Source organism: Vibrio sp. 1727 (assembly GCF_033344415.1).
GTDB lineage: Bacteria > Pseudomonadota > Gammaproteobacteria > Enterobacterales > Vibrionaceae > Vibrio > Vibrio alginolyticus.
Genome location: NZ_JAWPOT010000261.1, coordinates 1 through 704, shown reverse-complemented (window position 1 = coordinate 704; position 704 = coordinate 1). Strand labels below are relative to the sequence as shown.

The window sequence follows — 704 nt, the reverse complement described above, 5'->3', positions numbered from 1 at the left end:
TGGATGAAAGAAAAAAGCTCATGGCATCTATCTTACTGATACCAAGAGCCTTTATTGAAAGTACATTTATAGCGACGATTTTGCTTTTTTTCGCTTAAGCAAGCCTAGGATCATCAATGCGAACACAACCGCGGCGCTCGCCCAGATTGCGTATTTGTAGTGGCTATATAAATGGCTGAGTGCGCTGAGGTGCTCAAATGCAAAATGCGTAAGTAAACTGAACACCAAAACCCAAATGGTGGCAGCGAGTGCGTTGCCGAGTAAAAACTCTCTGCGTGGCATTTTTGCTATCCCACACGCCAGAGGCATAAATTGCTTCATCCCTTCAATAAATCGGCTGACCACCAAACAAGCAGGGCCATATTTTTGAATGGTGATTTGGAGTTTTTGCATTTTAGGGCCAGAGATGTAACCTTTTTTATCTAGCCATCCTTCAAAGTAGTAACCAAGTAAGTAACCACAAGTATTGCCCAAAAAGCAGCTGAGCCAAGATATAACCATAACCATACTCAGATTCATGACTTGTTCTGAGGCCAGAATTGACGCTGCGATCATCAAAGATTGCCCAGGCATGGGAATGCCAATACCTTCAAAAAAGATGCTGACAATAAGCGCAAGGTAGCCGTACTGCTCCAGCAGAGGCTTCATGGAGATGAGTAAAGCGTTAATGTGTTCCAAATGCTTTCCTCTAATAAAATCGGAAG

1 protein-coding gene is annotated in these 704 nt (G+C 43.2%); it reads right to left on the bottom strand.

Annotation, left to right across the window (positions count from 1 at the left end; translation table 11 throughout):
- Positions 1–66: 66 nt before the first annotated feature.
- A complete protein-coding gene (locus R8O10_RS25140; RefSeq protein WP_031823390.1) occupies positions 67–654 on the bottom strand; it encodes a DedA family protein in 588 nt (195 codons plus the stop codon).
- Between the last annotated feature and the right edge of the window lie 50 nt (positions 655–704).